The 23,612-nt window shown below is 74.4% G+C and carries 23 protein-coding genes; 14 read left to right on the top strand and 9 right to left on the bottom strand.

Annotation, left to right across the window (positions count from 1 at the left end; all coding sequences use genetic code 11):
* Positions 1–160: 160 nt before the first annotated feature.
* On the top strand, positions 161–586 hold the full coding sequence (locus ACWGE1_RS01855) for an OsmC family protein (RefSeq protein ID WP_453418579.1): 426 nt from the start codon (positions 161–163) through the stop codon (positions 584–586).
* Between the two features lie 52 nt (positions 587–638).
* Here ACWGE1_RS01855 and ACWGE1_RS01850 read toward each other — a convergent pair whose 3' ends face one another.
* Positions 639–1,733 (bottom strand): amidohydrolase family protein, encoded by a 1,095-nt coding sequence (locus ACWGE1_RS01850; RefSeq protein WP_453418578.1) that lies wholly within the window; start codon positions 1,731–1,733, stop codon positions 639–641.
* Positions 1,734–1,770: 37 nt separating this feature from the next.
* Positions 1,771–3,084, bottom strand: a complete 1,314-nt coding sequence (locus ACWGE1_RS01845; protein ID WP_453418577.1) for a cytochrome P450 family protein — start codon at positions 3,082–3,084, stop codon at positions 1,771–1,773.
* Between the two features lie 323 nt (positions 3,085–3,407).
* On the opposite strand from ACWGE1_RS01845, the gene ACWGE1_RS01840 reads away from it, so the two are divergent.
* The 4 genes from ACWGE1_RS01840 to ACWGE1_RS01825 all read left to right on the top strand — a co-directional run bounded on the left by ACWGE1_RS01840 (position 3,408) and on the right by ACWGE1_RS01825 (position 7,320).
* A complete protein-coding gene (locus ACWGE1_RS01840; protein WP_453418576.1) occupies positions 3,408–3,983 on the top strand; it encodes a hypothetical protein in 576 nt (191 codons plus the stop codon).
* 19 nt (positions 3,984–4,002) lie between these two features.
* Positions 4,003–5,355 (top strand): alkaline phosphatase PhoX, encoded by a 1,353-nt coding sequence (locus ACWGE1_RS01835; protein ID WP_453418575.1) that lies wholly within the window; start codon positions 4,003–4,005, stop codon positions 5,353–5,355.
* Between the two features lie 64 nt (positions 5,356–5,419).
* On the top strand, positions 5,420–6,343 hold the full coding sequence (locus ACWGE1_RS01830; protein WP_453418574.1) for a PPK2 family polyphosphate kinase: 924 nt from the start codon (positions 5,420–5,422) through the stop codon (positions 6,341–6,343).
* Positions 6,344–6,402: 59 nt separating this feature from the next.
* On the top strand, positions 6,403–7,320 hold the full coding sequence (locus ACWGE1_RS01825) for a polysaccharide deacetylase family protein (protein ID WP_453418573.1): 918 nt from the start codon (positions 6,403–6,405) through the stop codon (positions 7,318–7,320).
* 9 nt (positions 7,321–7,329) lie between these two features.
* Here ACWGE1_RS01825 and ACWGE1_RS01820 read toward each other — a convergent pair whose 3' ends face one another.
* Complete coding sequence (locus ACWGE1_RS01820; protein WP_453418572.1) at positions 7,330–7,521, bottom strand: hypothetical protein; 192 nt, start codon at positions 7,519–7,521, stop codon at positions 7,330–7,332.
* A gap of 287 nt (positions 7,522–7,808) precedes the next feature.
* Between ACWGE1_RS01820 and ACWGE1_RS01815 the strand changes: the two genes are divergently transcribed.
* Genes ACWGE1_RS01815 through ACWGE1_RS01805 form a run of 3 tightly spaced genes read left to right on the top strand, consistent with a single transcriptional unit; the run spans position 7,809 to position 11,451 of the window.
* The gene (locus ACWGE1_RS01815; protein WP_453418571.1) at positions 7,809–9,155 is read left to right on the top strand and encodes a discoidin domain-containing protein; all 1,347 of its coding nucleotides are present in this window, start codon (positions 7,809–7,811) and stop codon (positions 9,153–9,155) included.
* Complete coding sequence (locus ACWGE1_RS01810) at positions 9,155–10,468, top strand: MFS transporter (protein WP_453418570.1); 1,314 nt, start codon at positions 9,155–9,157, stop codon at positions 10,466–10,468. Before ACWGE1_RS01815 ends, ACWGE1_RS01810 begins: the two co-directional genes overlap by 1 nt.
* Complete coding sequence (locus ACWGE1_RS01805; RefSeq protein WP_453418569.1) at positions 10,465–11,451, top strand: hypothetical protein; 987 nt, start codon at positions 10,465–10,467, stop codon at positions 11,449–11,451. Before ACWGE1_RS01810 ends, ACWGE1_RS01805 begins: the two co-directional genes overlap by 4 nt.
* 4 nt (positions 11,452–11,455) lie before the next feature.
* On the opposite strand, the gene ACWGE1_RS01800 is transcribed toward ACWGE1_RS01805, so the two are convergent.
* From ACWGE1_RS01800 to ACWGE1_RS01785, 4 genes are read right to left on the bottom strand one after another with little or no spacing between them, the layout of a single operon-like run.
* Positions 11,456–11,728, bottom strand: coding sequence for a hypothetical protein (locus tag ACWGE1_RS01800; protein ID WP_453418568.1), 273 nt, complete (start codon positions 11,726–11,728; stop codon positions 11,456–11,458).
* Positions 11,710–12,105 carry a hypothetical protein gene (locus ACWGE1_RS01795; RefSeq protein ID WP_453418567.1) on the bottom strand — a complete coding sequence of 132 codons (396 nt, stop codon included), beginning with the start codon at positions 12,103–12,105 and terminating at the stop codon, positions 11,710–11,712. The genes ACWGE1_RS01800 and ACWGE1_RS01795 overlap by 19 nt, the downstream gene beginning before the upstream one ends.
* The gene (locus ACWGE1_RS01790; RefSeq protein WP_453418590.1) at positions 12,102–12,950 is read right to left on the bottom strand and encodes an ATP-binding cassette domain-containing protein; all 849 of its coding nucleotides are present in this window, start codon (positions 12,948–12,950) and stop codon (positions 12,102–12,104) included. The genes ACWGE1_RS01795 and ACWGE1_RS01790 overlap by 4 nt, the downstream gene beginning before the upstream one ends.
* Positions 12,947–13,621, bottom strand: coding sequence for an AIM24 family protein (locus ACWGE1_RS01785; protein ID WP_453418566.1), 675 nt, complete (start codon positions 13,619–13,621; stop codon positions 12,947–12,949). The genes ACWGE1_RS01790 and ACWGE1_RS01785 overlap by 4 nt, the downstream gene beginning before the upstream one ends.
* 71 nt (positions 13,622–13,692) lie before the next feature.
* On the opposite strand from ACWGE1_RS01785, the gene ACWGE1_RS01780 reads away from it, so the two are divergent.
* The 4 genes from ACWGE1_RS01780 to ACWGE1_RS01765 all read left to right on the top strand — a co-directional run bounded on the left by ACWGE1_RS01780 (position 13,693) and on the right by ACWGE1_RS01765 (position 18,687).
* Positions 13,693–14,445, top strand: coding sequence for an aminoacyl-tRNA hydrolase (locus ACWGE1_RS01780; protein WP_453418565.1), 753 nt, complete (start codon positions 13,693–13,695; stop codon positions 14,443–14,445).
* 120 nt (positions 14,446–14,565) lie between these two features.
* Positions 14,566–15,861, top strand: coding sequence for a DUF692 domain-containing protein (locus tag ACWGE1_RS01775; RefSeq protein WP_453418564.1), 1,296 nt, complete (start codon positions 14,566–14,568; stop codon positions 15,859–15,861).
* Positions 15,858–16,889 (top strand): TIGR04222 domain-containing membrane protein, encoded by a 1,032-nt coding sequence (locus ACWGE1_RS01770; protein WP_453418563.1) that lies wholly within the window; start codon positions 15,858–15,860, stop codon positions 16,887–16,889. Before ACWGE1_RS01775 ends, ACWGE1_RS01770 begins: the two co-directional genes overlap by 4 nt.
* 133 nt (positions 16,890–17,022) lie before the next feature.
* Positions 17,023–18,687 carry an alpha/beta fold hydrolase gene (locus tag ACWGE1_RS01765; protein ID WP_453418562.1) on the top strand — a complete coding sequence of 555 codons (1,665 nt, stop codon included), beginning with the start codon at positions 17,023–17,025 and terminating at the stop codon, positions 18,685–18,687.
* 130 nt (positions 18,688–18,817) lie between these two features.
* Here ACWGE1_RS01765 and hemQ read toward each other — a convergent pair whose 3' ends face one another.
* Both hemQ and hemG read right to left on the bottom strand, forming a co-directional pair.
* The gene (gene hemQ, locus ACWGE1_RS01760) at positions 18,818–19,531 is read right to left on the bottom strand and encodes a hydrogen peroxide-dependent heme synthase (RefSeq protein ID WP_202199153.1); all 714 of its coding nucleotides are present in this window, start codon (positions 19,529–19,531) and stop codon (positions 18,818–18,820) included.
* A 4-nt stretch (positions 19,532–19,535) separates the two neighbouring features.
* Complete coding sequence (gene hemG, locus ACWGE1_RS01755; RefSeq protein WP_453418589.1) at positions 19,536–21,020, bottom strand: protoporphyrinogen oxidase; 1,485 nt, start codon at positions 21,018–21,020, stop codon at positions 19,536–19,538.
* 154 nt (positions 21,021–21,174) lie between these two features.
* Here hemG and ACWGE1_RS01750 point away from each other — a divergent pair, with 154 nt between their 5' ends.
* Positions 21,175–22,167, top strand: coding sequence for a DUF4349 domain-containing protein (locus tag ACWGE1_RS01750; RefSeq protein WP_453418561.1), 993 nt, complete (start codon positions 21,175–21,177; stop codon positions 22,165–22,167).
* A 59-nt stretch (positions 22,168–22,226) separates the two neighbouring features.
* Positions 22,227–23,609 (top strand): FAD-dependent oxidoreductase, encoded by a 1,383-nt coding sequence (locus tag ACWGE1_RS01745; protein ID WP_453418560.1) that lies wholly within the window; start codon positions 22,227–22,229, stop codon positions 23,607–23,609.
* The last annotated feature ends 3 nt before the right edge of the window (positions 23,610–23,612 follow it).

The following is a 23,612-nucleotide window of genomic DNA, read 5'->3' as shown; positions in this document are numbered from 1 at the left end:
TTGGTGAGGCTGATGGGGGGCTCCCTCACTAATTACTACCGCGCCAGCTCGCGGCTCCCCGGGCGGGCGCGCGACGCCAACCCCGGGGTGTCCCTGTTGGTTGGGTACGGGCGGTCGCCGGGCGGCGCCCGCCCGTTTCCACTTCTGCGAAGGGATCACCATGGCCACCACGCGTCACGCGCACACCGTCTGGGAAGGCAACCTGCTGCAGGGCAAGGGTGTCGTCAGCCTCGACTCCTCGGGCCTCGGTTCGTACGACGTCTCCTGGCCCGCGCGCTCGGAGGCCGCGAACGGCAAGACCAGCCCGGAAGAGCTGATCGCCGCCGCCCACTCCAGCTGCTTCTCGATGGCCCTGTCCCACGCCCTCGCGGGCCAGGGCAACCCGCCCACCCGGCTGGAGACCAAGGCCGACGTCACCTTCCAGCCCGGTGAGGGCATCACCGGCATCCACCTGACGGTGGAGGGCGAGGTGCCGGGCCTGGACAACGACGGCTTCGTCGCCGCCGCCGAGGACGCCAAGAAGAACTGCCCGGTCAGCCAGGCCCTGACGGGTACCACGATCACCCTGAGCGCCAAGCTCGCCTGATCTGCGCCGCTCCGGCGGGGGTACGGGCCGCGCCGTGCTGCCCGTACCCCCGTCAGACGGTCGCCAGTTGCGGGATCAGGCGCATCGCGTTGTCGTGGTAGATCCCCTTCAGCTGCTCCGGGGTGAGGGCCGGGTCCGCGTCGAGTGCGGGCAGCGCCAGCTCCGTGACCGTGTCGGCGGGAGCGGCGGGCCAGTCGGTGCCGAAGAGGACGTGGTCCGCCGGCACGTGCTCCAGCAGGGTCGCCGCGGGCGCCATGGGGCCCGCCGTGTCGTAGTAGAAGCGGCTCAGGTGGTCGCGGACGGCGGCGGCCTCGACGGGCGGCTCGCAGAACCGGCCGAGGGCCTGCAGCCGCGTGGCGATGTACGGGAGGAAACCGCCCGCGTGCGGCAGGACGACGGAGAGGTTCGGGAAGCGGTCCAGCGTCCGCCTGCTGATCATGTTCACGGCGGCCCGCGTGGTGTCCAGCAGGAAGTCGCACATGAAGTTCGGAATGCCGGGGACGGCCGACGCGCCGGGCGGGCAGCCGGGCAGGTTGTGCGGGTGGGTGTCCACGACGGCGGAGAACTCGTTCAGCTCGTGGAACAGCCGGTCGTAGGAGGGGTCCCCGAGGTAGACGCCCCCGTAGTTGGCCGTCACGTTCACCCCTACGGCCCCGAGCTGCCCGAGGCCGCGGCGCACGGCCCAGGACGACGCCTCCGGGTCGTCCAGGAAGAGCGGCACGTAGTACGAGAACCTGCCCGGGTGCGAGGTCGCCGCTTCGATCATCGACTGCAGCGTGATGTTGACGGCTTCGCGCAGCTGCGCCGACGAACGGTAGCGCGCCGGCAGCATCGGCTTGAGGACGGCGGTCGTGATCTCCGCCCCGTCCATGAAGCGGATCGCGTCCCCGATGCCGAGCCGGGTCCACGGAGGCAGCTGTTCCTGCATGATCAGCCCGTGGTGCACGGCCCATTCACGCCATTGCGGCGCGCAGTAGTGGTGATGCATGTCGATCTTCGAATGGACCGCGGGGGCCGCGTCCGGGCCCGGTGCGGAGGAACCCCGCGCGACCCGGATCACTTCGCTGGTGCCCACCGCGGCGATGCGCAGTTCGTCCGCCGGTGTGCCCAGGAGGCGCAGTGCGGAGGTGCTCGCGGAATCCGTCATGCCGATCCACCGCCCATCGGGTCTGGGGTGCTTCGAGTTACTTTCCGGAGGCCACGGAGGCCAGGCTCGGCTCGCCGGGGTCCCCGTCCGGGCGGGAGGGCTCCAGGACGATCCGCAGGTGTTCGAGCCCCCTGAACGCCGCCACCGGGCCCTTGAGCCACGCCCTCCCGGCCGCCTCCTCGTCCGCCAGCGCCATGTCCGGGAACTCCCGCAGGAGGGCGGCGAGCGCGATCTCGAGTTCGAGCCGCGCCAGCGGCGCGCCCAGGCAGTAGTGGGTTCCGTGGCCGAAGCCCAGGTGCGTCCCCTGAAGTCCCTCCCGCGTCACGTCCAGTTCGTCGGGGGACTCGAACTTCCCGGGGTCCCGGTTGGCCGCCGAGATCGCGATCTGGACCAGGGAGCCCTTGGGGATCACCGTGTCCCGGATCCGGGCCTCCTGCGCCGCGTACCGGAAGGTCGACGTCTCCACCGAACCCTCGAAGCGCAGGATCTCCTCGACCGCCCGCGGGACGAGCCGGGGGTCCGCACGGAGCATCGCCGCCTGCTCGGGGCGCAGCAGCAGGTTGAGGACGGAGTTTCCGATCTGGTAGGCGGTGGTCTTGTGGCCCGCGAAGAAAAGGACCCACAGCGAGGCGACCAGTTCGGGGTCCTCCAGCGGTTCCTCCGCCTGGATGAGGTCGCTGAGGAAGGAGTCCGAGGGGTGGGCGCGCGTGTCCGAGATGAGCCGCTCCAGCCGGTGCTGCAGGCGCTCCTCGGCCGCCTTCAGCTCCGCCTTGCGGGAGGGATCGAACCGGGAGCGCGTCACCACCGCGAACTGCTCCAGGATCTCGGGGCGGTCCTCCTGCGGGATGCCCATCAGTTCGCACAGGACCGCGATGGGCAGCGGGAACGCGAACGAGGTCATCAGGTCGACCGTGCCCGCCCTGCGGCACTCGCCGAGGATGCTCTCGGTGATCTCGGTGATCCTGGGGCGCATCTCCTCCACCCGCCGGGGGGTGAAGGCGCTGCGCAGGATGCGGCGCAGCCGCGTGTGCCGGGGCGGGTCGGAGAAGAGCACGTTGTCGTCGAGCGCGTCGAAGAAGCTGCCGTACACGGCGTGGTAGGTGTCGATGGCGCCGCGCATGTTCTTGCTGAAGCGCGGGTCCGACAGTGCGTCGCGGGCGTCGTCGTAGCGGGTGATCAGGTAGGTGTCGATCCCGTGGGGCGGCGTCAGCGCGCACACCGGGGCCTGCTCGCGCAGGGCGGCGTACAGGGGATGGGGGCACTGCCGGTATTCCGGCGCGCCCCGGGAGATGGCCGCGACGATGTCGTGCAGCTCGCCGCCGCCGTTCGGTGCCGCATCCTGCTGCGCCATGTTCCGCACCCTCCGTCGCACTCGCTCGCGATCGCCTCCTGCGGACACACCGGTTCCCCGTGCGGGTGCGTCGCGAAACGGCGCGGTTCCCGTTCGGGTGAGGCCGCGCGGCCGGGTACGGGGTGATCCGTGTGCGGGCTCCGGACCGTCCGCGGCCGATCGGCGGTCGGCCGTCCGGGGGGCCGGGGGTGTGGCGGGTACGACGGCCCGGGGGCAGGGCTGGTAGTGCTGTGGCCGGAAGGGTTCGCCCCGCCTCGCAGGCCGGCGAACCCTTCCGGTCACGGCACCAAATGCACCAGCAGCCCGTCGCAAGGAGCCCGCGCATGGCCCGCAGTCTCGCCCTGGCCCTCACCGCAGCCGCCTCGCTCACCCTCGCGGCCGTCGCCGCGCCCCCCGCCTCCTCCAGCGGTTCGCCCCGTCACGGCGCCGACGGCGGCGTCGGCCGGGCCGTGGCCGACCGGGCCGTCGTGTACCGGGCGACCGCCCCGTACCAGGTGCACGCGAACGGGGTGGCGGCCGGCTACAAGCCGGACAAGTACTGCGTCGTCGACAAGGCGGGGGGAACGGGCGCGCTCGGCTACCCGCACTTCAACCACGCGTACGACAACTCCCTCGATCCCGCGAAGCCCGCCGCGCTGTACTACGAGGACGACGGGCGCGGCGGCAAGCGCCTCGTCGGGGTCCAGTGGCTGGTCTACGACCGCGACCAGAAGCTGACGACGGACGACGACCGCCCCACCCTGTTCGGCGTCCCCTTCAAGGGCCCCAAGCCCGGCAACTTCCCCGGCCAGCCGGTCCACTACGCCCTGCAGCTGTGGCTCTGGAAGAAGAACCCCGGCGGCCTGTTCCAGACCTTCAACCCGGCGGTGACCTGCCTTCCGGGCACCGTCCGCCCCTGACCCCGCCCGGGAGCCGCCGATGTCCGTCACCCGACGCAGCCTGCTCGCCGCCGGCGCGATCGCCTTCAGCGGGACGCTCGGCGCGCTGTTCGCCGGCGGCTCCCCCGCCGCCCCGGCCGTCCGCGCCGGGCGCGGTTACGGGCCGCTGCTCCCCGACCCGCGCGGACTGCTCGACCTGCCCGCCGGGTTCACGTACCGGGTGCTCTCACGGGCGGGCGAGCCGCTGCGCTCCGGCGAGGGTGCCGTGCCGGCCAACTGCGACGGCATGGCCGCCTTCGACGCCGGCGGCGGCCGCGTGCGGCTGGTCCGCAACCACGAGAACCGCACCACGGCCGCCCTGCGCGTCCCCGCCGTCAAGGGGCTGACGTACGACCCCGGGGCCCTGGGCGGCTGCACGGCCCTGGAGCTCGACCCGGCCGGGAGGGTCACCGGCGAGCGGGTCGCCCTCGCCGGCACCGCCGTCAACTGCGCGGGCGGCCGGACCCCCTGGAACACCTGGCTGAGCTGTGAGGAGACCGAGGACCGCGCGGGCACCTCCGGCTACACCGAGGACCACGGCTACGTGTTCGAGGTGGACCCCGCCGACCCGCACCGCTCGGGCGCGGTCCCGCTCACCGCGATGGGCCGCTTCGCGCACGAGGCCGTCGCCGTGGACCCGTACCGCGGGGTCGTCTACGAGACCGAGGACGCCTTCATCAAGCCCTTCGGGCTGTTCTACCGCTTCCTGCCGGAGCGGCCGCTCGGGGGGCCGGGCTCGCTGCGGGCGGGAGGCTCCCTGGAGGCCCTGCGCGTGCCGGGGATCGCGGACCTCGCGGTGGTCGACGAGCCCGGGGCGCAGTTCCCGGCGCAGTGGGTGCCCGTACCGGACCCCTCGGCGGCCGGGACGCCGATCCGGCTCCAGGACTTCGGTCCGGGCGGGATCACCCACGCGCAGAAACTGGAGGGCTGCTACTGGGGCGACGGCGGGGTCCACTTCGTGTCCAGCTTCGCCCGCAGCGGCGAGGGGGCCTCCCGCGACCACCACGGGCAGGTGTGGTTCTACGACCCGCGGCGCGCCCTGCTGCGGCTGGACGTGCTCTTCGGCCCGGCCGCCGACATCGCGCTGCCCGGGGACTCCCCCGACAACATCTGCCTGGCCCCGGACGGCGGACTGATGGTGTGCGAGGACGGCGGCGGGGCGCAGTACGTCCTCGGGGTGACGGTGGGCGGCGAGGTCTACCCGATGGCCCGCAACGCCGAGGACATCGGGGGGCCGGGGGCGCCGGAGTGGGGGGAGCTCGCCGGGGTCACCTTCTCCCCGGACGGGCGGACGATGTACGTGAACGCCTACGCGCCGGGGACCACTTTCGCGGTGACGGGGCCCTGGCGCTGATCTCGCGCTCCCGTTCGGTCTGCCGGAAGATCGTACGGAACCGACGGGATTGGGGTGGTCAGCGATGGCCGGGAAGCGGCACGGGAAGCAGAAACCGGCGAAGTCCGGGAAGGCCGGGAAGCGGTCCGAGGGCGGTGGCGATGCCGGGGCCCGGCTCTTGCGGGAGTTGTTGCGCGTGCCCCCGGGCGACCGGCCGGACCTGCGCCACCTCGACTCCTCCGGGACCCCCGGCGGTCCCTCCGGCAAGGCAGCCGGGCTGACGGCCACCGCCCTGCTGGCGCAGCCGCTGGCCTCCCTCCAGGAACGGCTCTACGCGGCGAGCACCGCCGGCGACCGCCGCCGCGTCCTGCTCGTCCTCCAGGGCATGGACACCAGCGGCAAGGGCGGCACCCTCAAGCACGTGATCGGCATGCTCAACCCGTCGGGCTGCCGGATCAAGGCCTTCAAGGCGCCCACTCCGGAGGAGTTGGGCCGTCCCTTCCTCTGGCGCATCAAGCAGGAGCTCCCCGAGCCCGGCGAGATCGGCATCTTCGACCGTTCCCACTACGAGGACGTGCTCATCGCCCGCGTCCGCGAGCTGGTGCCGCGCAACCGGGTGCGCAGCCGGTACGCCCGGATCAACCGCTTCGAACAGGCCCTCGCGGACGACGGCGTGAGCGTGGTGAAGGTCTTCCTCCACATCGGCTACGAGGAGCAGCGCAAGCGCCTCCTGGAGCGGCTGGCCGACCCCAAGAAGCACTGGAAGTTCAACGAGGGCGACATCGAGGAGCGCAGCGTGTGGCCCGCGTACCAGGAGGCGTACGAGCTGGCGCTGGAGCGCTGCTCCACCGCTGCGGCGCCCTGGTACGTCGTGCCCGCGGACCGCAAGTGGTACCGCAACTGGGCGATCAGCACGCTGCTCCTGGAGCATCTGGAGGAGATGGATCCGCAGTATCCGAAGGGTGACTTCGACGTCGAGGAGTGCCGCAGGCGGCTGCTGGAGGGGTGAGCCCCCTTCGACCGCCTGTCATCCAGTCTTCTGATCAGTTAGTCATATAGTTTGCGTGCGTGACCATTTCCGTACGAAAAGTAGCTGCCGCGGCTGCCACGGCGGCGCTCGGCGCCGCCCTCGCGGGATGCGGGGGCGGCGCCGGCGCGCCGGACGCCGGCCGCGAGGCCCGTATGGGCACCCCCGCCGCCTCCGCACCGGCCGCGGCCCCGGGATCGCCCGCCGCCCCGCCGCAGGGCAGCTCCCCCGCCTCCCCGCAGGCCGGCGCGCCCGCCAAGCCCCCGACCATGGCGCCCGGCCCGAACGGCCTGACCCCCGTCTTCGAACGGGCGAAGCAGCAGACGGACAAGACCGTGGCGCTGACCTTCGACGCCGACATGACCTCCAACCAGGGGCCGCGCGCCGCGGACGGGGAGCACTTCGACAATCCCGCGCTGATCACGACCCTGCGCACCCTCAAGGTGCCCTCGACGATCTTCATGACGGGGCGCTGGGCCGAGGAGTACCCGGACCAGGCGAAGTCGATCGGCACCGACCCGAACTTCGAGATCGCGAACCACTCGTACAGCCACCACGCCTTCAAGTCCCCCTGCTACGGGCTGCCCTCGCTCGACGGCGCGGCCGCCCGCGCCGATGTGGACCGGGCCTTCGCCGCCTTCCGTAAGGCGGGCGCGGTCAACACCGTCCCGTACTTCCGCTTCCCCGGCGGCTGCTACGACGACCAGGCACTGCGGGCCCTGTCCACGGCCGGGGTCACGGCCGTCCAGTGGGACGTGGTCAGCGGGGACGCCTTCGCCAAGGACCCGGTCGCCGTGGCCGAACAGGTGATCGCCGGGGTGAAGCCCGGCTCCGTGGTGGTCATGCACTGCACGCGCAGCGCCGCCCCGGTGACCGAGGAGGCCATCCAGCGGATCGTTCCGGAGCTGCGGGGGCGCGGCTACCGGTTCGTGAAGGTCTCCGAGCTGATCGGGAAGTAACCCGGCCCCTCAGCCGGAGCAGGCGGTGCGCTGCGCGTCCTGCCACTCGCACACGGGGCAGAGCACCACGCCCGGGGTCGCCACCCCGTACTCGGTGGGCTTTCCGCACTCCAGGCAGTCCGCGTACGGCGGTCCCGGCACCCGGCCGGCCGGGGCGGCGGGGGCGGGGCAGTACGACGCGGTCGCGTCCGGCTGGTCCATGCGTACGAGCCTACCGGCGGGGGCGGGGGGACAACCGGCGGACGGCGGCCGCGGAGGGAACCACCCCCGGAGAACTACTGCCGGAGCACTGGTAGGAAACTTTCCTTCCTGTTAATGTCCCGGGCGGCGGCTTGGCGCGGTGCCCACCCCCACGGGCATGACGCGCTCAGCGAGAGCTCTGACCCGGCCGCCGCGGTGCCGACCCCTGCCCGCCCGCGGGCCGGTCCGGCGCCGCCCGCGCCAGTGTCCAGCTCTCGCCGCCCCCCTCAAGGCAGGGAGTTCCAGCCATGCGCCCGAACACCTCCGACCGGCCCCCTCTGTTACGCGGCAGACTCCGCACCCTCCTCCTCGCCGGCGTGACCGCCCTCGCGCTCGCCGGCGGGCTCCTCCTGGCCTGGCCCGACCGGGCCGGGGCCGCCGACACGCTCATATCCCGCGGCAAGCCCGCCACCGCGTCCTCCACCGAGACCTCGTCGCTGGGCGCGAAGAACGCCTTCGACGGCGACCCGGCCACCCGCTGGGCCAGCGCCGAGGGCAAGGACCCCCAGTGGATCCGGGTCGACCTCGGCGCCGGGGCCACCGTCTCGCGGGTACGGCTGACCTGGGAGGCGGCCTACGCCAAGGCGTACCGCGTCGAGATGTCCGCCGACGGCTCCGCCTGGACCGCGCTCGCCACCGAGACCGCCGGCAACGGCGGCACCGACGACTGGACCGGCCTGTCCGGCAAGGGCCGCTACCTGCGCGTCCAGGGCACCGCGCGCGGTACCTCGTACGGCTACTCGCTCTTCGAGGCCGAGGTGTACGGCACCGTCGAGGGCGGTCCGCCGCCGGGCGGCGCCTTCACGGTCGTTGCCGCCGGTGACATCGCCGCGCAGTGCACGGCGTCCGACAGCGGCTGCGCGCACCCCAAGACGGCCGCGCTCGCCCGGCGGATCGACCCGAAGTTCTACCTGACGATGGGCGACAACCAGTACGACGACGCCCGGCTCTCCGACTACCGCGCCTACTACGACAAGAGCTGGGGCGCCTTCAAGGCCAGGACCCGACCGGTCCCGGGCAACCACGAGACCTACGACCCGGCCGGCCCGCTCGCCGGGTACAAGTCGTACTTCGGCAGCATCGCCTTCCCGCAGGGCAGGAGCTACTACAGCTTCGACGAGGGCAACTGGCACTTCGTCGCCCTCGACTCCAACTCCTTCGACCAGGCCGCCCAGCTCAACTGGCTCAAGGCCGACCTCGCCGCCAACACCAGGCCGTGCGTCGCCGCCTACTGGCACCACCCGCTGTACTCGTCCGGCGGGCACGGCAACGACCCGGTCTCCAAGCCGGTCTGGAAGATCCTCTACGCCGCCCGGGCCGACCTGGTCCTGAACGGCCACGACCACCACTACGAGCGGTTCGCCCCGCAGGACCCCGAGGGCCGGGCGACCCCCGACGGGATCGTGGAGATCGTCGGCGGGATGGGCGGCGCCGAGCCCTACCCGATCGAGGAGGTCCAGCCCAACAGCCAGAAGCGGATCAGCGGACCGTACGGCGTGGTGAAGCTGGACTTCACCGACTCCGGCTACGGGTGGAGCTACGTCGCCACCGACGGCCAGGTCAAGGACACCAGCCCGAAGTACAGCTGCCACTGATGTACCTGGCCGCCAACGGCCGCCCGGACGCGCCGCCCCGCACACCGCGGGCCGGGCGGCGCGTCCCCGCCGCCGTCCTCGCGCTCGGCACGGTCAGCCTCGTCACCGACGTCTCCTCCGAGATGGTCACCGCAGTGCTGCCGCTCTACCTCGTCCTGGGCCTGGGCCTGACGCCCCTGCAGTTCGGCTTCCTGGACGGGATGTTCAACGGGGCCACCGCCCTCGTACGGCTCCTCGGCGGCCGGCTCGCCGACCGCCGCGGCCACCACAAGCGGGTCGCCGGCGCCGGCTACCTGCTCTCCGCGCTCTCCCGGCTCGGGCTGCTCCTCGCCGGGGGCGCCACCGGCCCGATCGCCGCCGCGCTCGCCGCCGACCGGCTGGGCAAGGGCATCCGCACCGCCCCGCGCGACGCCCTGATCTCGCTCAGCGGGCCCCCGGAGACGCTCGGCCGCTCCTTCGGCGTGCACCGCGCGATGGACACCACGGGCGCCCTGCTCGGACCGCTCGCCGCGTTCGCCGTGCTGTGGGCGACCGCCGACGCCTACGACGCGGTGTTCGCCGTCAGCTTCTGCACCGGCCTGCTCGGTGTGCTCCTGCTCGTCCTGTACGTCCCGGCCGGGCCCGGCCGTCCGTCCGCCACCGCCGTCACCGCCCCTCCCCCGCCCGGGGCCGTCCGCCGGCCGCCCCCGGCCCTGCGCGACCCCGTCTTCCGCCGCGTGCTGTGCGCCTCGGCCCTGCTCGGCGCCACCACCATCGGCGACGCCTTCCTCTACCTGCTGCTCCTGCGCGGCCTCGACCTGCCGCCCGCCCTGTTCACGCTGCTGCCGCTCGGGGCCGCCGCCGTCTACCTGCTGCTCGCCGTGCCCGCGGGCCGGATCGCCGACCGGGCCGGGCGCCGGACGGCCTTCCTGCTCGGGCACGGCGCCCTGCTCTGCGCGTACGGCCTGCTGCTCGCCCCCGTCTCCCCGCCGACCGTCGTCGGGGTGCTCGCCCTGCTGGGGACCTTCTACGCCGCCACCGACGGGGTCCTGATGGCGCTCGCCGCGCCCGCACTGCCCGCGGCCGGCCGGGCGGGCGGACTCGCGGTGCTGCAGACCGGCCAGGCGCTGGCCCGGCTGCTGGGCGCCGCCGGATTCGGGGCGGCGTGGACCTTCTGGGGGCCCCGGCCCGCCCTCTGGGCCGCCGCCCTCGCGCTGGCCGGGGCGCTCGTGGCCGCCGCGCGCATCATGCCCGCCACCCCCGCTCCCGCTCCCACTCCCGCTCCGACTCCCGATCCCCCTGCCGTTGCCCCGACCGGCCCGGAGGCCCCGTGAATCCCCCGTCCCGACGGCTCCGCCTCGCCCTCGTCATCACCGCGGTCCTGCTGCTGGCGGGCGGCTCGCTGGGCTACGTCCTGCACGCACGGCACCGGGAACGGCCGCCCGGGCAGCAGGCCGACGCCTCCTTCGGCATCGGGGAACCAGGCCTCTACTTCCGGGACACCGTCGGCGGGCGGGTCGCGCGCCAGGGCGGCCCCGGGGGGGCGCGCGTGACCGGCGGCCCGTCCTGCGACCGCTTCCACACCGCCGGGGACCACGCCCTGTGCCTGCGCAAGCTGCCCGGCGTCCCGGCCCGCACCGAAGCCCTCGTACTCGACCGGCAGCTGCGCGAGGTGCGCAGGGTGACCGTGCCCGGCATCCCCAACCGGGCCCGTGTCTCGGCCTCCGGCCAGGTCCTGTCCTGGACCACCTTCACGACCGGCGACTCCTACGCCACCACCGCGTTCTCCACCCGGACGGCGATCCTGGACCTGCGGACCGGCTACCTGATCAAGTCGATCGAGCAGATCCCGCTGACCCTCGGCGGGGCCCGCCACCACGACTCCGACGTCAACTACTGGGGCGTGACCTTCGCCCCCGACGACAACCGCTTCTACGCCACCGTCTCCACCCGGGGCGCCACCCACCTCGTCGAGGGCGACCTGCGCGCCTGGTCGGCCAGGGCGCTGCGCGAGAACGCCGAATGCCCCTCGCTGTCACCGGACGGCACCCGCATCGCCTTCAAGAAGAAGGTCTCCGACGACCTCCGGGCGCCCTGGCGGCTGTACGTCCTCGACCTGGCGACGATGGGCGAGCACCCCCTGGCCGAACCCCACAGCGTCGACGACCAGGCCGCCTGGCTGGACGGCTCGACCCTCGCCTACGCCCTGCCGGGCCGCGACGGCCGCGCGAGCGACATCTGGTCGGTCCCGGCCGACGGCACGGGCCCGCCCCGCCTCCTCGTCCCGGGCGGTTCCTCCCCCGCCGGCGTGGGCTGAGGGATCAGTTCCTGCGCGCGGCGACCAGACAGGCCGCCGAGCCCGCCCCGGCGGCCAGCAGCAGCGCGCCCGCCAGGGCCGTCAGCGGCAGCGGTACCGTCCCCGAGCGCCCCGCCGTGACCAGGGCGGACACCGCGCCGCGGGCCGGGGAGCCCGCGAGGACCCAGGCCAGCAGGGAGCCGAGGATCCCGGCCGGCACCCCGTACCCGCGGCGGCGCAGGAGCGGCCTGCTGCACAGGGCGCCCACGGCCGCGCCGGTCAGTGCGCAGGCCGCCACCGCGAGGGCCCCGCGAGGGCGGCCGCGCCGGGGTCGGTGCCGGCCCGGTCACCGATCAGCAGCGCCACGGCGGCTGCCGCGGCTCCGGCGAGCAGTGCCCCGGCCAGAGCGGTGAGCAGGGCCGCCGCGTGCACCCGTACGGGCCCCGCGGCGGCGGCCGTGCAGTCGCGGGCCGCGTCCGGTTCGCCGGTCACGCAGATCCGGACCAGCCAGACGGTGGCCGGGACCAGGCCGGCGGCTGCGAAGCCGAGGGAGTCCAGCACCGGGTCGCCCGGCCGGATGCCGACGGCCACGAGGGCGGCGTACGCGATCAGGGGCGCGAGCCATCGCTGGGAGCGCAGGAGCAGGGCGCCCTGGTAACGGAGCAGGGCGGTCACGGGAGTTCCTCCACGGTACGGATGTGCCAGGGCGGCCGGGCGGTGAGCAGTTCGCGCAGGACCGCGTCGGAGTGTTCGGCGTCCACGGTCAGCAGCACTCCCCCGCCGGCGGCGGGCACGGCGGGCACGGCGGGCACGGCGGCCGCGAGGCCCGGGGGCAGGGCCCGGCCGGGCGGGCCGGCGGCGTGGATCCGTACGCGGGCCCGTGCCGTGCCGGGCACCGGCACCGGCACCGGCACCGGCACCAGGGAGGCGCCCTCGACCCGGTAGTGGGCGTCGGCGGCGCCCGCGAGCCGCCGCGGGTCGTGGTCGACGAACACCACGGTGGCTCCGGCGGCGGTGCGTTCGGCGACGGCGAGGTCCAGCTCGGTCCGGGCCGCGGCGTCCAGGCCGGTCCATGCCTCGTCGAGGACGAGCAGCTCCGGTTCGGCGAGCAGGGCCTGGGCGACGGCCACCTTCTGGCTGGTCCCCTTGGACAGTTCGGCCAGTGGGGTGCGTGCGTACCCCGCGGCGCCGAACCGCTCCAGCCGGTCGGCCGCGCGCCGGGCCGCCTCGGCGCGCGGGAGCCCGTGCACCCGGCCCAGGTGGGTCAGGTAGGAGACGGCCGTGAGCGGCAGCGCCGCCGGGAAGCGTTCGGGTACGTAGCCCGTGCCGCGCGGGCGGCCGCCGATGCGCCCCTCGGTCGGGGTGTCGATGCCCGCGACGAGCCGCAGCAGGGTGGACTTGCCGCCGCCGTTGCCGCCCTCGATCCGTACCAGGGCTCCGCGCGGCAGCTCCAGCGAGACCCCGCGCAGCACCCAGGGCCGGCGCCGTCCGTAGCGGCGGCCCACACCGGTGAGGTTCAGTGCGCGGCCGCCGTCTCGATGGCCTCGCTCGGGCGGACGATGACGAAGCCCTCGCCGCTCAGCTTCAGCTGGACGGCCTCGCCGGAGCCGCCGCGGATCATCGAGCCGACCGACTGGGAGCGGTGCAGGCCGGTTTCCAGCTGGGCGCTCCAGCCGACCACCGCGTCCGTGTCCACGTGGACGGGGGCCTGGGCGGTGACCGGGATGATGATCGGGTGTCCGTCGCAGACGACGGCGAGCTTGCCGGTGCCGGTGAAGACGCTGTTGAACAGGCCGCCGCCGGCCATGCCGGCGCCCTTCACCATCTTGATCTCGTAGGACAGCGTCGGGTCGAAGCACAGGACGTTGCGGCCGTTGACGGTGAGGGCGTCACCCGGCTCGAATTCGATGATGAAGCAGTTGCCCGCCCGATGGGCGAACCATGCCTCGCCCTGGCCGCGTACGGCCATGAGCGCGAGGCCCTCGCCCGTGACGGCGCGCTTGAGCATGCCACCTATGCCCTGTCCCTTGCGCTCGAACTGGAGGTTGCCGCGGAAGGCGACCATCGAGCCCTGGCGGGCCAGCATCTCGCCGTTGACGTTGTACTTCACGGACTTGGCGTTCTGCAGGCTCATGCCGGGGGTGACGGCGGCGTGGGCCAGGTTCTCGGACGCGAAAAGATCACTCTTCATGGCTCCGATCCTCACCCGGGCCTGCCACCCGGGACATCATCCTGAAGGCGGAGCCTGGCATCCTTGGCGGGATGAGCAGCCAGCACACCAACGACACCTCCGGCGTACCCGCGGTCGGGGCAGACAGCGCCTTCCGGCAGGAGCACGTACTGCGTGACGAGGCCCCGCAGTTCGTCCTGCCGCTGGTGGTGCGCATCGAGAAGGCGGCGCCGCCCGCCCGGACCGACGCCCTCCAGACGGCGGCCCGCGCGGTGCTGGTCCTGCTCACCGACGAGCGGGCGCGGGGCGAGGGCGAGTGGGCGCAGGCGGTCAGCGACTGGCAGGACGCCCGGATCCGCAAGGTGGTCCGGCGGGCCCGCGGGGCTGAGTGGCGCAAGACGCATGGCCTGCCGGGCGTGACGGTGGACGGGGACGGTGCGCAGGTACGGGTCTTCCCGCCGGTGCCCCTCGACGGCTGGCCCAAGGAGCTGGCCAAGCTCCAGGTGTCGGGCACCGACCTGGACGACCCCGAGCCGGTCACCGCGGCGCCGGAGCCGGGGCTGCCCGTGCTGTGGCTCAACCCCGGCCTCGACATGTCGGCCGGCAAGGCCATGGCCCAGGCCGGCCACGCCGCCCAGCTGGCGTGGTGGGAGCTGACGGGGCCGGAGCGGACCGCCTGGCAGGATTCGGGTTTCCGGCTGGCGGTACGGACGGCCCCGCGCGAGCGGTGGGCGGAGCTGAGCGGGAGCGGGCTGCCGGTGGTCCGGGACGCCGGATTCACCGAGATCGCGCCGGGCAGCGCGACGGTGGTCGCCGACCATCCGGCGGTGCGGGCGCGGCTCTGAACGGGTTGCCCGGTCCGCGGGAACCTCAAATGTTGCTCTGAACGTCCCCTCCTGCGGTTGGCGCGACTCCGTCGGGGCCATGACACCGGCACACGGTGCGACGAGAGGGGGCGAGGGGACATGGAAGCCATGGCACACCTGGGGGTGGGCATCGGCTGGCGGCCGGAGATCGCGGACGCCGTCGAGCGGCTGCCCGGCCTGGACTGGGTCGAGGTGGTGGCCGAGAACGTATGCCCGGGCCACCTGCCCGAGTCCCTGCTGCGGCTGCGCGAGCGGGGCACGCGTGTCGTGCCGCACGGGGTCTCGCTGGGCCTCGGCGGGGCGGACCGCCCCGATCCGGCGAAGCTGGCCGCGCTCGGCGAGCGGGCGGTGGCGCTGGGGGCGCCGCTCGTCACCGAGCACATCGCCTTCGTACGGACCTCCTCGCCGGTGCTGGAGGCCGGGCACCTGCTGCCGGTGCCGCGCACCCGCGACGCGCTGGACGTGCTCTGCGAGAACGTGCGGATCGCGCAGGCCGCCCTGCCCGTGCCGCTGGCCCTGGAGAACATCGCCGCGCTGTTCTCGTGGCCGGGCGAGGAGCTGACCGAAGGGCAGTTCCTCACGGAACTGGTCGAGCGGACCGGTGTCCGGCTCCTCATCGACGTGGCCAACCTGCACACCAACCGGGTCAACCGGGGCGAGGACCCGGCCGCCGTACTGGACGCCATCCCGCTGGAGGCGCTGGCGTACGTGCACGTCGCGGGCGGCATCGAGCGGGGCGGCGTCTGGCACGACACCCACGCGCACCCGGTCCCGCCGGTGGTGCTCGACCTGCTGGCCGCGCTGCGCTCGCGGGTCGATCCGCCGGGCGTCCTGCTGGAGCGGGACGACGACTTCCCGGCGGAGGCGGAGCTCGCGGGGGAACTGGCCGCGATCCGTGCCGTGGTGACGGCAGGACCGGCCGCGCCCGGGGCGCCGGCCGTCGCCGTACCCGCTCCGGTGGCCGGCGAGCCCCGTCCGGTCGGGGAGCCGGCCCGGACCCGGGTGGCGCTCGGACAGGCCGCACTGCTGTCGGCGCTGGTGGCCGGAACCCCGGTGCCCGAGGGCTTCGACCGCCGGCGGATCCGGGTGCAGGCCCGGGCGCTGGCCGCCAAGCGGGCGGACGTGGTGGCCAGGCTGGCTCCCGAGCTGCCCGCGATCCTGGGCGGCCCGGACCCGTACCGCGAGGCATTCCTCTCCTACGCCAAGGGCCGCCCCATGACCGCCGGGTACCGCCGGGACGCACTGGACTTCGCCGAGGACCTGCTGATCCGCGACCTGCCGGCCGATCCGGCCGCGCGGCGCCGGCTCACCGCCTGGTGGCGTGACCGGGCCGGGATCAGGCCGCCCCGCCGGATCGTGCGCTGGGCCCGGACGCTGGCCGGGAGAGCGGCATGAACCTCCTCGCCCTGGCGATCTGGATCGCCGTCGTCCTCTCCAGCGTCCTGCTGGTGACCGGGCTGCGCAGGTCCCGTTCCGGGGCCGCCGGACCCGCGTCCGGCCTGCACGACCTCTCCGAGGCCGCCTTCGTGGTGGGCGGGCCCGGCACCGTCGTGGACGCCGCGCTCGTCTCGATGCTGGGCGACGGCCGACTGGTGGCCGGCGGTCCGGGCATCGTCCAGGTCCGCCCCGGGGCGCGGGCCGCCGACCCCGCCGAGCGGGCCGTCCTGCAGGCCCACCGGGGGGCGCCCTCGGGCTGGCTCTACCAGGTGCGCTACGCCGCCATGTGCGACCCGGCCGTCCAGGAGATCGGGGACGCGCTGGCCGCCCGCGGGCTGATCACCCCGCCCGGATCGGGACGGCGGCGGTTCCGTCGCTGGGGGCTGATCCAGGCGGCCGTGTGCGCGGTCCTGTTCCCGGTGTCGCTGGTGCTGACCTTCGTGTCGCTCGCCCTCGATTCCGGCTCCGGGGTGCCGTTCATCGTGAAGGTGCTGTTCGCCCTGGTGGGCGGCGTCATCGTCGGACTGGTCTGCGCGGCCCGGGCGAAGAGCCGGGTCACGTCGGCGGGGGCGCGGGCCCTGCGCGCGATCCGCTCCGCCCACCTGAACGACCGGACCCCGCACGTGCAGACCGCGCTGTTCGGGCTGCGCGGTCTGCGGGACCCGTATCTGCGCCAGCAGTTGGTGCCCGCCGTGCGCGGGACCCGGCTGGCCGCGGCCCAGTCGCACACGCGCACCCACGGCACGGGCGGCAGCTCCTCGCAGTGGTCCTCGGCGGAGGTGCTGCCGATCGTCTGGTGCGCCGCGAGCGACGGCGGCAGCGGCGGCGGGTCCGGCTGTGGCGGCGGGTCCGGCTGCGGTTCCTCCGGCGGCGGATCCAGCTGCGGCGGCAGCAGTTCCAGTTGTGGGAGCAGCAGTTCCAGCTGTGGCAGTTCGTCGAGCTGCAGCAGTTCGTCCGGCTCCAGCTGCGGCAGCAGCAGCTCCTGACCACCGGGGATACGGCAACCGGGGGCGGAATCCGCGGCAACGGGGCCATCGGCACCGACACCCGTCGGTGATCCTTTACAAGCGCGCGGCGCGGGCCTCTCATCGGTTCATCGGATGAGAGGCAGGGGTCGCCATGCGGACGGAACTCGCTCGCCACGGAGCCGCCGTGGCGGCCCTCTCCCTCACCCTCTGCGCCGCGGCCCACCTCCCGGCCCACGCCGCACGGGCCGCCCGGCCGGCCCCCCTCGGCGGGACGGCGGCCGAGGCCGCCGGCGCCGCCCTCGCCGCCCGCCGGGCGGCCCCGACCGCGGCCGGGGGCAGCGGCGGCCTCGACTTCCGCCCCTGCCCCGAGGCCGAGGAGCTCCCCGCCCCGGTCCGGTGCGCCACCCTGCGCGTACCGCTCGACTACGCCCGCCCCGACGGCCCGCAGATCCCGCTCACCGTCAGCCGGGTCGCCGCCTCCGGAGCCCGCGGCGCCGTCCGCCGGGGCGCGCTGGTCCACAACCCCGGCGGCCCCGGAGCCTCCGGCATGCACTTCCCGCTCGTGGCGGACCTCCCCGGCTGGGCGCGGACCGCCGCCGCCTACGACCTCGTCGGTTACGCCCCGCGCGGTGTCGGCCGCTCCGCCCCGCTGTTCTGCCAGGACCCCGCCACCCGGGCCGGGGGCCCCACGCAGGTCCCGGCCGACCCCTCCCCCGCGTACAAGAGGCAGCGCCTCGCGGCCGCCCGGGCCTACGCCGGCGGCTGCGCGCGGCGGGCCGGCGCGGCCCTGCCGCACTACACGACCCTCAACAACGCCCGTGACCTGGACGTCCTGCGGGCCGCGCTCGGCGAGCCGAAGCTGAGCTTCATGGGCGCCTCGTACGGCACCTACCTCGGCGCCGTCTACGCCACCCTGTACCCGGGCCGCGTCCGCCGGATGGTCCTCGACTCGGCGGTCGATCCCGACCCGCGCCGCGTCTGGTACCGCAACCAGCTCGACCAGTCACCCGGCTTCGAGCGCCGCTGGTACGACTTCCGCGCCTGGGCGGCCCGGCACCACGACACGTACGGACTCGGGGCCACCCCGGCGGCCGTGCAGGCGAGCTACGAGCGCGTCCGGGACGCGGTGGCCCGTGCGCCCGCGGGCGGGGTCGTCGGCACCGGGGAACTGCGGGCCGCCTACCTCCAGGCCGCGTACTACGACGACGTGTGGCCGGACCGGGCGGCGGCCCTCGCGGCCTTCCTGCGCGGCGATCCGGCGCGGCTGACCGCCCAGGCCGCCCCGGACCCGCAGGCGGCGGCCGAGGCGGAGAACGCGACGGCGGTGTACACGGCGGTGCTCTGCAACGACGCCTCCTGGCCCGCGGACTGGGGGACCTGGGACCGCGACAACACCGAGCTGGCCCGCAGGGCCCCCTTCGAGACCTGGGCCAACGCCTTCCTGAACCTGCCGTGCGCCTTCTGGCCGGTGCGCGAGCGGCAGCGGCCGGTGGCGGTCGGGGCGCAGCCCGAGCGGCTGCCCCGGACCCTGGTGGTCGCGGCGGAGCGGGACGGGGCGACCCCGTACCCGGGTGCGCTGGAGCTCCAGCGGCGGCTCGGCGCCGGGGCTTCGCTGGTGACGGAGACGGGGGCCGGCTCGCACGGAGTGGTCGGCGGACGCAACGACTGCGTGGACCGTCACGTGGAGCGGTATCTGCTGACGGGCGCCACCCCCGGGTGGCGTGTCACGTGTGCGCCGCATCCGGAGCCCGCACCGGTGTCGCTGGACGACCGGGCAGCACATGCCCGCAGGGCACTGCTGCCGCCAGTCGTCTGAACTTCCGGGCGGGATCTCCGGCTGCGTCGTTTCGGGGGCAGGGGCCGTCTTCCGGACCAGCCTCCCGATCCACCGGAGGAACTCACCTGACGGTGTGGTCGTCCTCCGGTCCTTCCCCCCAGGGGAGGTCTCAGGCGAGCCCGGCCACCAGATCGGCGACGGACTTGCGGCGCCCGGTGTAGAAGGGCACCTCTTCACGGACGTGCATACGGGCCTCGGAGGCGCGCAGGTGACGCATCAGGTCCACGATGCGGTACAGCTCGTCCGCCTCGAAGGCCAGCAGCCACTCGTAGTCGCCCAGCGAGAAGGAGGCGACGGTGTTGGCGCGCACGTCCGGGTAACCACGGGCCATCTTGCCGTGGTCGGCGAGCATGCGGCGGCGGTCCTCGTCGGGCAGCAGGTACCAGTCGTAACTGCGCACGAAGGGGTACACGCTGACGTACTCGCGCGCGACCTCGTCGGCCAGGAAGGCCGGGATGTGCGACTTGTTGAACTCGGCCGGGCGGTGCAGGGCCATGTTCGACCACACCGGCTCCAGGGCGCGGCCCAGCCTGGTGCGGCGGAACAGGTTGTAGGCGGTCTGCAGCTCGTCCGCCGTCTCGGCGTGCCACCAGATCATGACGTCGGCGTCGGCGCGCAGGCCGGAGACGTCGTAGGTGCCGCGGACGGTGATGTCCTTGGCGCCCAGCTGGTCGAAGAGCTCCTGGACCTCGTCGGCGTAGCCGGTGCGGTCCTCGGGAAGAACGTCCTTCAGCTTGAAGACGGACCACAGGGTGTAGCGGATGACCTCATTGAGGTCCTTCGCCTTCTTCCCCGCGTTGGGAATCTTCTCTGGTGCAGTCATGTGCCTATTGTCCCGTGCGCTGATCAGTGGTCGGTGCCAGGGGTGCCGTACGCGCACCGAGCGCGGCGATCACCGCGTCCGCGGCCCTGCCCGCGCTCGCGATGCAGGCCGGAATGCCCACCCCGTCGTAGACCGCACCGCACACCGCGAGGCCCGGCAGGGCCTCGACCGCGCCGCGGATCCGGGCGATCCGGTCGAGGTGACCGACCGGGTACTGGGGCAGTCCGCCGTCCCAGCGGGTGACGGTGGAGGCGACCGGCCGGGCGGTCAGGCCCACGGCCTCGCCGAGATCGGCGAGGGAGACCTCGACGAGCTCGCCGTCCTCGCGCTGCAGATCCGCCTCGTCGGCGTAGCGGCCGACCGAGGTGCGCAGCAGGAAGAGGTCGGGATCCGCTCCGGCCCAGGCCCACTTGTTGCTGGAGAAGGTGGATGCCTTGATGGTCCGGCCGTCGACGGGCGGTACGAGGAATCCGCTGGCGCCGCCGCCGGAGACGGCCGCCGGCAGGTCGCAGCGGCGGAAGGCCATCGTGATCAGGGCCATCGAGGCGTATTCGACACCGCGCAGCTCGGCGGCGGCGGTGGGCGCGAGCCCGTCCAGCAGGCGGGCGGCGGCCCCGGCCGGGGTGGCCAGGATCACGGCGTCGGCCTCGATGACCTCGGCGCCGGTCACCACCCGCCAGCCCCCGGCCGTACGGACGACCTCGCGGACGGGGGCGTCGGTGACCAGGCGCGCCCCGGCCGCGCGGCAGGCCTCGGCCACGGCGACCGGGAGCCGCCCGATGCCGCCGTCGATGCCGGCGAAGACCGGGCCGGACTGCTGGGGCGCCGCCTCGGCCCTGCGCTGCAGTTCCCGTACGCCGTCGCCCAGCAGGGCGTGCGTGCGGGCGGCCTCGAAGAGCTGGGGGACGGCGGCCCGCATGGAGATGCGGTAGGCGTCGCCCGCATAGACCCCGCCGAGCAGCGGTTCCACCAGCCGGTCGACGACCTCGCGGCCGAGGCGGGCCGCGACGTACTCGCCGACGGCGACGTCGTCGCCGATCTCGGCGGGCGGCAGCGTCCGTTCGGCCTCGATGCGGGCCAGTCCCTCGGCGGAGAGCACCCCGGAGGCGGCGAGCGGTCCCAGGTCGCCGGGGACGCCCATGACGTGGCCGCGCGGCATCGGCCGCAGCGCGCCGCGGGTCCACAGGTGGGCGGTGGCGGTGGCGGGCGCCTGCACGGCCTCGCCGAGGCCCACGGCCCGGGCCAGGGCCACGGCTTCGGGGCGGCGGGCGAGCATGGACTCGGCGCCGAGGTCGACGGGGGCCCCGGCGAGCTCGCCGGCGTACAGCTTGCCGCCGAGCCGCGGTCCGGCCTCCAGCAGGGTGACGCGGAGGCCTTCGGCGAGCAGCCGGTGTGCTGCCGCGAGGCCCGCGATACCGCCGCCGATGACGACGGCGTGGCCCTGGGAGCCGGCGGACCGGGGGGAGCCGCCCGGCCGATCCGTACGCATGTCCGCTTCGTGCATGGACACATCGTCTCAGACCGATCTCCGAGGCCGGACCGTGACCGCATCGGGATCACCCCGGGACCGTGGATTCGAAACCCACGACGGGACTCTGGACGTCGAACCGGCAACACCAGCCGATCCTCGGGGGTTTGCAGCGATGCGCAGTTTCGACAGACACCGTTCCGCGGCGGCCCTGGCCGCCCTCGCGCTGGCCGGGGCGCTCGCGCTCACCGGCTGCGGTGCGAGCGGCCAGGGCTCCGCGAACGACAAGGCGGCGGTGGCGCCCGCCGCAGACGGCAAGGCCCCGGAGGGCGCCGCGGCGGCCCCGGCGCCGGCCGGGTCCGCGGGCGCCGCGGGCTCCGCCGCCAGCAAGAACGCCGCGCCGCCGGCCGTGGTCCGCCCGAACGTCATCCGGACGGCGACGCTCGGCATCGAGACGGCGGACGTCCAGAAGACGCTCGCCGCGGCCCGCACGGCCGCCGACGAGGCGGGCGGCTACGTCGGCAACGAGTCCACCAAGCGCGGCGAGGACGGCCGGATGACCTCGACGGTCACCCTGCGGGTGCCGGGCGAGCGCTACGACGCCGTGCTCGGCGCCATGGAGGGCAGCGGGAAGCTCCTGCACCGCAAGGTCGACGCCCAGGACGTCACCGAGAAGGTCGCCGACATCGGCAGCCGGGTCGCTTCGCAGCAGGCCAGCGTGGCCCGGGTGCGGGAGATGATGGGCAAGGCCTCGGCGCTGAGCGAGGTGGTGATGCTGGAGAGCGAGCTGTCGCGCCGCCAGTCGGACCTGGAGTCGCTGCTGGCACAGCAGACGGCGCTGAAGGACCAGACCTCGCTGGGCACGATCACGCTGGAGGTCTCGGAGCCGGCCGCGAAGCCGGAGGCCGGGAAGAAGGAGAAGAAGGAGCCCACCTTCCTGGGGGCCCTGGGCGGGGGCTGGGACGTCTTCACCAGGGTCGTGCGCTACCTGACGGTGGCGGTGGGTGCGGTGCTGCCGTTCGCGCTGACGGCCCTGGTGGGGCTGCTGCTGTTCCGGCTGTACCGGCGGTGGCGTCCGGCGCCGCCGAAGACGGCACCGGCGCCGTGGCGGACGACGGTACCGGCGGCCCGGAAGGCTCCGGACACCGAGGCCGGCGTACAGGACTGAACGTCCGTTCGGCCGTAGCGTGTTCACCATCCGACGGTGGTGAAGGGGCGGTACGGACGATGGCGACGGAAAGACTGGTGGTGGTCGGCGGTGACGCGGCGGGGATGTCCGCCGCGTCACAGGCCCGCAGGCTCAGGGGCCCGGAGGAGCTGGAGATCGTCGCCTTCGAGCGCGGGCACTTCACCTCCTACTCCGCGTGCGGGATCCCGTACTGGGTCGGCGGGCAGGTCGCCGAGCGCGACGAGCTGATCGCCCGCACCCCCGAGGAGCACCGCGCCCGGGACATCGACGTGCGCACGCGCACGGAGGTGGTGGAGCTCGACCTCCCCGGTTCCCGGGTCCGCGCCCGAGATCTGGACACCGGGGCCGAATCCTGGACGGGGTACGACAAGCTCGTCCTGGCGACGGGCGCCCGCCCGATCCGCCCCCGGCTCCCCGGCATCGGCGCGCACGGGGTCCACGGCGTCCAGAGCCTGGACGACGGCCAGCGCCTGATGGACACGCTGCGGCGCACCGAGGGCCGGCGAGCCGTCGTGGTGGGCGCGGGCTACATCGGTGTGGAGATGGCGGAAGCCCTGGTGGGGAGGGGCTACGAGGTCACCGTCCTGCACCGGGGCGAGCAGCCGATGGCCACGCTGGACCCGGACATGGGCGGCCTGGTGCACGGCGCGATGAACCGCATGGGGATCCGCACGGTCTCCCGCGCCGAAGTGACGAAGATCCTCACGGACGAGCAGGGCCGGGCCCGTGCGGTCGCCACGGCGACGGGCGAGGAGTACGGGGCGGACGTGGTCGTGCTCGGCATCGGCGTGGAGCCCCGCACCGCGCTCGCCCGCGCCGCCGGTCTCCCGCTCGGCCCGTCGGGCGGCATCCTCACCGACCTGTCGATGCGGGTCCGCGGTCACGAGAACATCTGGTCGGGCGGCGACTGCGTGGAGGTCCTGGACCTGGTCGCGGGCCGCACCCGGCACATCCCGCTGGGCACGCACGCCAACAAGCACGGCCAGGTCATCGGCTCGGGCGTGGGCGGCGGCTACGCGACCTTCCCCGGGGTGGTCGGGACGGCGGTCAGCAAGGTCTGCGACCTGGAGATCGCCCGTACGGGGCTGCGCGAGCGGGACGCGCTGGAGGCGGGCCTGCGGTTCGTGACGGCCACCATCACCTCCACCAACACGGCGGGCTACTACCCGGGGGCGGCGGAGATGACGGTGAAGATGCTGGCGGAACGCCGTACGGGCCGCCTCCTCGGGGTCCAGATCGTCGGTGGCGCGGGGGCCGCGAAGCGGGTGGACATCGCGGCGGTGGCGCTCACGGCGGGCATGACCGTGGAACAGGTGGTGTCCCTGGACCTGGGCTACGCCCCGCCGTTCTCCCCCGTCTGGGACCCGGTCCTGGTGGCGGCCCGCAAGGCGGTCGCGGCGGTCCGGTCGGCGGGGGTCTAGGGG

Source organism: Streptomyces sp. NPDC054932, from assembly GCF_053610205.1.
The sequence above is the reverse complement of the archived record's forward strand: the minus strand, read 5'-3'. Positions and strand labels throughout refer to the sequence as shown.

What these genes read in the sequence shown, in the direction of transcription:
- ACWGE1_RS01810 (WP_453418570.1), top strand. Translation starts at nt 9,155, where the DNA reads ATGTACCTGGCCGCCAACGGCCGCCCGGACGCGCCGCCCCGCACACCG.
- ACWGE1_RS01745 (WP_453418560.1), top strand. Translation starts at nt 22,227, where the DNA reads ATGGCGACGGAAAGACTGGTGGTGGTCGGCGGTGACGCGGCGGGGATG.
- ACWGE1_RS01780 (WP_453418565.1), top strand. Translation starts at nt 13,693, where the DNA reads ATGAGCAGCCAGCACACCAACGACACCTCCGGCGTACCCGCGGTCGGG.
- ACWGE1_RS01830 (WP_453418574.1), top strand. Translation starts at nt 5,420, where the DNA reads ATGGCCGGGAAGCGGCACGGGAAGCAGAAACCGGCGAAGTCCGGGAAG.
- ACWGE1_RS01850 (WP_453418578.1), bottom strand. Translation starts at nt 1,733, where the DNA reads ATGACGGATTCCGCGAGCACCTCCGCACTGCGCCTCCTGGGCACACCG.
- ACWGE1_RS01815 (WP_453418571.1), top strand. Translation starts at nt 7,809, where the DNA reads ATGCGCCCGAACACCTCCGACCGGCCCCCTCTGTTACGCGGCAGACTC.
- hemG (WP_453418589.1), bottom strand. Translation starts at nt 21,020, where the DNA reads ATGCGTACGGATCGGCCGGGCGGCTCCCCCCGGTCCGCCGGCTCCCAG.
- ACWGE1_RS01855 (WP_453418579.1), top strand. Translation starts at nt 161, where the DNA reads ATGGCCACCACGCGTCACGCGCACACCGTCTGGGAAGGCAACCTGCTG.
- ACWGE1_RS01750 (WP_453418561.1), top strand. Translation starts at nt 21,175, where the DNA reads ATGCGCAGTTTCGACAGACACCGTTCCGCGGCGGCCCTGGCCGCCCTC.
- ACWGE1_RS01820 (WP_453418572.1), bottom strand. Translation starts at nt 7,521, where the DNA reads ATGGACCAGCCGGACGCGACCGCGTCGTACTGCCCCGCCCCCGCCGCC.
- ACWGE1_RS01785 (WP_453418566.1), bottom strand. Translation starts at nt 13,621, where the DNA reads ATGAAGAGTGATCTTTTCGCGTCCGAGAACCTGGCCCACGCCGCCGTC.
- ACWGE1_RS01775 (WP_453418564.1), top strand. Translation starts at nt 14,566, where the DNA reads ATGGAAGCCATGGCACACCTGGGGGTGGGCATCGGCTGGCGGCCGGAG.
- ACWGE1_RS01835 (WP_453418575.1), top strand. Translation starts at nt 4,003, where the DNA reads ATGTCCGTCACCCGACGCAGCCTGCTCGCCGCCGGCGCGATCGCCTTC.
- ACWGE1_RS01840 (WP_453418576.1), top strand. Translation starts at nt 3,408, where the DNA reads ATGGCCCGCAGTCTCGCCCTGGCCCTCACCGCAGCCGCCTCGCTCACC.
- ACWGE1_RS01765 (WP_453418562.1), top strand. Translation starts at nt 17,023, where the DNA reads ATGCGGACGGAACTCGCTCGCCACGGAGCCGCCGTGGCGGCCCTCTCC.
- hemQ (WP_202199153.1), bottom strand. Translation starts at nt 19,531, where the DNA reads ATGACTGCACCAGAGAAGATTCCCAACGCGGGGAAGAAGGCGAAGGAC.
- ACWGE1_RS01770 (WP_453418563.1), top strand. Translation starts at nt 15,858, where the DNA reads ATGAACCTCCTCGCCCTGGCGATCTGGATCGCCGTCGTCCTCTCCAGC.
- ACWGE1_RS01845 (WP_453418577.1), bottom strand. Translation starts at nt 3,084, where the DNA reads ATGGCGCAGCAGGATGCGGCACCGAACGGCGGCGGCGAGCTGCACGAC.